The following is a 5,331-nucleotide window of genomic DNA, read 5'->3' on the forward strand; positions in this document are numbered from 1 at the left end:
CACTTTATAAGCCTTCGCCTTCCAGCGCAAAGACCGCCTCCATTGGCATACAGGGCAATGCCTCACCCTGCAAAATCGAGCAGCCCTTAGCTTTAGTTTTAGCGACTCATCATCTTGCAGCGCCAAACCGAATTGCAGCAACTCAGAGCAGTAGTGAATCCGCTCTCCATAGGATGAGAACTCACTACCTCGATAAAAGCCTTCTACCTTATCAGCGAATGAACGATGTTTATCCCACGGCTTGTCGCCTGGGCTAATTTCTGATAAGGCTGGCTGCTGATTGTTTGAATCGTCAGATTCACAGGTTATGCTATTAATAGCAAAAGCCTTTAAATCTGACCCATCAGGATCAGACATTCAAAACCCGCGTATTTTATTGTGTTGTGGTAAACCCAATGTACGCGGGTTTTGGGCTTTAAAGCACTTTTCTCTATAAACCTTTAACAGTACAAATGTACAGGCAATCTGTTAGGTGATCTGTTAGAAGGATTTCACTCCTAATAGCCGCAAATGCTTTCTACGACAGGGCATAAAAGAACACAGCGCGTTCTTTTATGCCTAATAATTCAAGTGCGCTTCGCTAAGGTGGACGCTACGCGAATTTCTAAATCAACTTTTGGCGATCGCATCTGATAAAAACAGTGCGATCGTTATGAAACACGGTAGTGTGTACACAAGTCTCTACAAAGCTACTATTTGGGTCTACCAACCACCTCCACGCGAATCCAAGTAGGCGTGATCTCGGCGGTAACAGTGCCACCCATAAAAATGGCGTAGTTTCCAACTGTTGTTAGCAAAACTAGACCCCAAACAATCTGTAGCTGACGATTAGCTAAAAGAATCAGAAGACCCTTCTTTTTCAAAACAGCATATTGATCTGAGCTATCCTGGAGAGCAGGGTAGCTGCGAAAGTATTTTTGTTGCATGACCCAACTTAATAATTTGATAGAGACGAAAGATCTAGAACATCTTTCGTCTCATTTTTATATGAGAACAGAATCCGTCAGTGGCTGCAATGATTATTAAAGCAAACAAAAATTGTTGATTCTTACATACAATTTTCTCAGAAAAATACAGCGCCTCTTTGACAATTAAGTTTTGTAAAACCCCCATCAGGCAAACAAACAGAGCCAGTTTAATAAGTCAAAATCGCGTTTTTTAGCTAGCCACTATGATTTTTTTAGCTAGCCATTATGAGAATTTTTTTCTCATAAAAGTCGATTTATGAGAAACCCCTCCAAGACCGCTCGCCGCGTGGCATATTCCAGGGGGATGCTATTAAACCTCTGTGAGTTCTGAATCGTGATGCATCCCCCTGGAATAGCCCAAGAGTTTAGCGTTCCATCTGCCCGTCAAGGGTACGCTACGCCGCTCCTACCGTCGCGCCCTTGACTTGATCTGAAGCCTTTCAAAAGACTTGACAAGCACTGTACAATCGCGTGTATGCCACCCATTAATTCACACAATACACGCGATACAAAAGCCCCTCAAAGTCTCTTTAGACACCCAACGCGAGTATAGTGAGGCATCCATTTTTTGCGTGAGCTATGGAACCGATCAAGGCAGAGCGGGAAACAGTTAAATTCTTCGATGGGCTTCAGGTCGATGGGTATCGACTGCCTGATGGAGAATTCCGAGTAGGGCTGACTGGAGCAAGTGAGGTTTTAGGGTACGGGCGAGAATGGCTAGGGCGAGTTCTTGATAGGGGTGGCAACACACTCAAAGCCTTACAGGGTCTAGGTTTCACGGAAGAAATCGCAAAAGTGGCAACAAACTCAGGTAGACCCCCTGAAACTATTAGTTTGCGGGACTTTAACCGACTTATCGCCTACGCAGTCTTTGACGGTAAAAAAGCAGCGCTGGCTTTACAGCTAGCTCTCACCGAAGTGGCGCTAAATGACTTTTTCAGAGATGCCTTCGGTGAAGCGCCCCTGAGCATCGACGAGAAACGGAGATTATTCTATGAAGCCTACGCAGCTACGATCAGCCCTCAAGAATGGCAGCAGATGCAAATGGAAGACATCATCCGACTGGCTCTTCCAGGTGATGAGCCACAACTTAGAGATGGACTTTGGAATTCATAAATTATTCAATCTTACTGTCTTACAAAGCAAGATAACTGCACTACAATAGTCTGCAAGACTTTAGTAAGACAATTGCAAGATGAGTAAAACACAGGCAAAGTCGTTTACCTTCAGACTTCCCTTAGACGTATACGAAGTTTTTATGGCAAAGGTCGGTGAGCGAGATCGCAGCCGATTTGTAGTTCAAGCCCTTAAGCAAGCTCTTGGATTAACACCTGAAGATTCTAGTAGTAGTGAATCAGGACTAGACCTAGCTGCAAGAGTCAACGAATTGTCTTACAGACTTGAGCTTATGAAGACCGAGCAAGACAAAGTATTGCAAAAAGTATTGCAAATGGAGACTGAGCAAACTAAGCAAGACAAAGTATTACAACATCTTGCAAACTTAGAGAATGATTCCAGAAGTTCAGGCAGTTCAGAGATTCCAGAAGTTTTAAAGATTAAGCCAAAGGCTGTCATACAAAGTCAAACAGAAAGCAAGACAAAAAGTGAGACCGAAGAGTTAGGACAGAAAGCAATTGAATATGTAATAGAAAGCAAGACAAAAAGTGAGACAAATTATCCAACTATAGAAAATCTGTTATTGCTGGAGGCATCAGACAACCTAATTAGCGAAGGAGCCAATCAAGAAATCATTATGCCTAGCCAGGTTCAAGACTACGAAGGAGAGATCAGCCACGGCAAAGTTGCCGCACTAACAAACATGAATATCAGTGCAGTCAGAGTACGTCACCAAAGAAAACAAACCATCTCTTATGAAGGAATTATGTATATACCTTCTGGCAAACCAAGAAAACCTGGATGGAGAATTGAAGTCGGTGGCACTATTAACCAGGACATTGATAGAAAAAAAGGAAAAAGCAGCGAGGATTTGACAATCGATGAATCCACAATAGAGGTTGTCAATCAGAAATTAGGTTTAAAAGAGATAGGAACATCAGAGTTGCTTGCATTGCTCAGACTAAATAAGCCTGATGGAAATTGGAGTCCACAAAAATTGCAGGCAATCAGAACATCGAAGAAACAAAAAGACCTGTGGCACGAGGTTGGCGACTATAAGTTCAAATGGACTGGCAAAAAACCAACTTCCTCAAAAGCAGGACACCTATGGTGGCTGAAACCATCAACGCCTACAGAAATGGAGTTTGATAGCCCATAAGCAACTCCAAAGGACTATCAGGAATTCTATAATCTAAGACGTTGAAAGCCTTGTTGATTTCACCTTTAACAATGCCTTGATGTCTCTCACCTAAAGCTTGAACCTTAAAGAATTTAGCCAGCTCCTGAATAGTTAAAACCCCTACACAACCCTTGCAACCATCGGCTCCGCCAGGTAAACGGGTTTGAATGAATGTGTAAGCGGCGGGAGTGGCTCCAAACGGGGAAACAAAGAATAGAAAAGCATGGTCAACATTCAGGTGTTCCTTTGCAAGCCTCACATACTGTCTTGCAAGAGCGCAATCTTCAATATCTTCAACATCAACAATGAGATTGTTGATTTGAAAGATAAAAACCGCTTTTTGAGCAAAATTATCAACGTTGATTGGAACGATTCCAGACATCAAATCTGGATACTTAGCACGCACTAACTTTCCAAGGGTATAACGCAGTTCTTGTTGGGGTGTAAGCTTCCAATACTCTAATGGGGAGTGAGCGGCAAGAAATGCAATCTCTTTGCGAATTGCCTCCTTCGACATCCCAGGAATGCCGCCAGTCTTGTAAGCACTACTAAGCTTACGTTCAACAGCATCGTAAAAGCCGTGTAACGGAGTTGAAACTTTAATCTGCTGGTTCTCTGAAAGAGCACAAATTTCGGGATTATCAGCAATAAGATAACGAAAAACGTCGTTAAATCGCTGGTTATACTCTTCCTCTGTTCGAGCCACACCAAACGCTTTATCCGCACGACGCTCAATCATCTCAGATGCAGCAGCTAGAATTAGCGCCGAAGCGTTTTGGTTACCTTTAGACCCAAAGTAATTCCAAATTATCAGGGCATCAGGAATACTCAATGTGGTTGCACGACGCACCTTGGGATCATTTTCGATTTTTACCGAGAGACTGTAACCGCTAAACCCTTTATCCTGAAGGGATTTCAGCGCATTTGGAAACTCTAACTGTAACCGCGAAATCCAGTTCTTTGGTTCACCAATACGCTGAAGAATTTGAGACTGACTCAAACGATACCTACCATCAGGAAGCTGATAAACCTCCAAATTTGTAGTTCCAAGAGGAATGTCAGCTTTTCTAGCAGAGATCATTTGAGCCATAAAAAGTTAGTCCTTAACAGCAATTTTCTAGATTTATCCCATAGCCGCATACGCGTGGGCGAGCTTCCTAAAGGGAAAATACACTTGCACTAGATTGGATTAAATTTAAACGTCCCATAGGTATTCAAACCTGTCTATGGTGATCATATAAATTTTTATTAAGAAATCTTGACCAATAGGGAGGGTGTATGGATTTTGAAAACGCTAAATATAGGCACGACAAAAAACTTACTTTGTCTTACAAACTCCAATAGCAATCCCCTACTGACTTTCAACAAGAAATAATCAATAAGTAAGACAAAATCTTGCAATGTCCTACTATTAGTTTTTCTACACATTTCTTGACAATCTTATTGTCGATCAACCATTCGATACCTGGCTTCCCGTCTCTTCCACCCAAAATAGAGCGAAGCCTCATCCATCAACTCAGACTCTTCATCTTTGCCGATGAGGTCTTCCGGCTCCTCTTCTAGCTCTTTTAGGTATTGTTTCAAAATGCCACCCGTCGCAATACTTCTCATCTTATGCATTTGCCGGGTCAGTTCTAGGAACCACCCACGGTCTGCCACCAGGTCACTCTCTTTAGTAACGTACTTGCATAGCTCCACGATTAAGCTCATTGGTTTATCACCTTGCTTCACTGCTTGCACGTCCAAGATAGGGTTGTAGTCCAGCCGCATCGCTTTACGCCACATCTCAACCCACTCGGATTGCTTTATATATTTCTTGCCAAAGTAAGAACTGGGGACTAAGAGTAGGCAGTGGAAATGAGGGTGGCTGCTACCGTCTCTACCCCTGGTTACTTCTGTAGAGCGAAGCCAGCCGATCGCGGGGAAAGTTTTGAACCTTACCATCCGCTTGAAACTCTCATTCATGTGAGTTAACGTCTGTCTAAGTTCAGTGATTGGGACGTTCTTCTGAGTCAAAGTCAAAAATAACCAGCGATGTTTTGGGTAAGCCTCAACAATTTTAGGCAG

General features: G+C 42.9%; 6 protein-coding genes. 2 read left to right on the plus strand and 4 right to left on the minus strand.

The genetic code is table 11. The features are described 5' to 3' along the window. Positions 1-357, minus strand: a 357-nt coding sequence (locus tag AC1S5B_RS22685; RefSeq protein WP_482037945.1) for a protein rep, incomplete at its 3' end; no start/stop codon positions are given. A gap of 335 nt (positions 358-692) precedes the next feature. After that, positions 693-926, minus strand: coding sequence for a hypothetical protein (locus AC1S5B_RS22690; RefSeq protein ID WP_482037946.1), 234 nt, complete (start codon positions 924-926; stop codon positions 693-695). 621 nt (positions 927-1,547) lie between these two features. Between AC1S5B_RS22690 and AC1S5B_RS22695 the strand changes: the two genes are divergently transcribed. Together AC1S5B_RS22695 and AC1S5B_RS22700 are read left to right on the plus strand one after the other, a co-directional pair. Then, the gene (locus AC1S5B_RS22695) at positions 1,548-2,084 is read left to right on the plus strand and encodes a hypothetical protein (RefSeq protein ID WP_482037947.1); all 537 of its coding nucleotides are present in this window, start codon (positions 1,548-1,550) and stop codon (positions 2,082-2,084) included. 79 nt (positions 2,085-2,163) lie between these two features. After that, complete coding sequence (locus AC1S5B_RS22700) at positions 2,164-3,243, plus strand: hypothetical protein (protein ID WP_482037948.1); 1,080 nt, start codon at positions 2,164-2,166, stop codon at positions 3,241-3,243. Here the strand turns inward: AC1S5B_RS22700 and AC1S5B_RS22705 are convergent. Then, positions 3,215-4,354, minus strand: coding sequence for a hypothetical protein (locus AC1S5B_RS22705; protein ID WP_482037949.1), 1,140 nt, complete (start codon positions 4,352-4,354; stop codon positions 3,215-3,217). The two genes, AC1S5B_RS22700 and AC1S5B_RS22705, sit on opposite strands and share 29 nt — an antisense overlap. Before the next feature lie 350 nt (positions 4,355-4,704). After that, the coding region (locus tag AC1S5B_RS22710) for a protein rep (protein ID WP_482037950.1) at positions 4,705-5,331 on the minus strand (627 nt) is incomplete at its 5' end.

This window comes from Leptolyngbya sp. CALU 1928 (genome assembly GCF_056784215.1).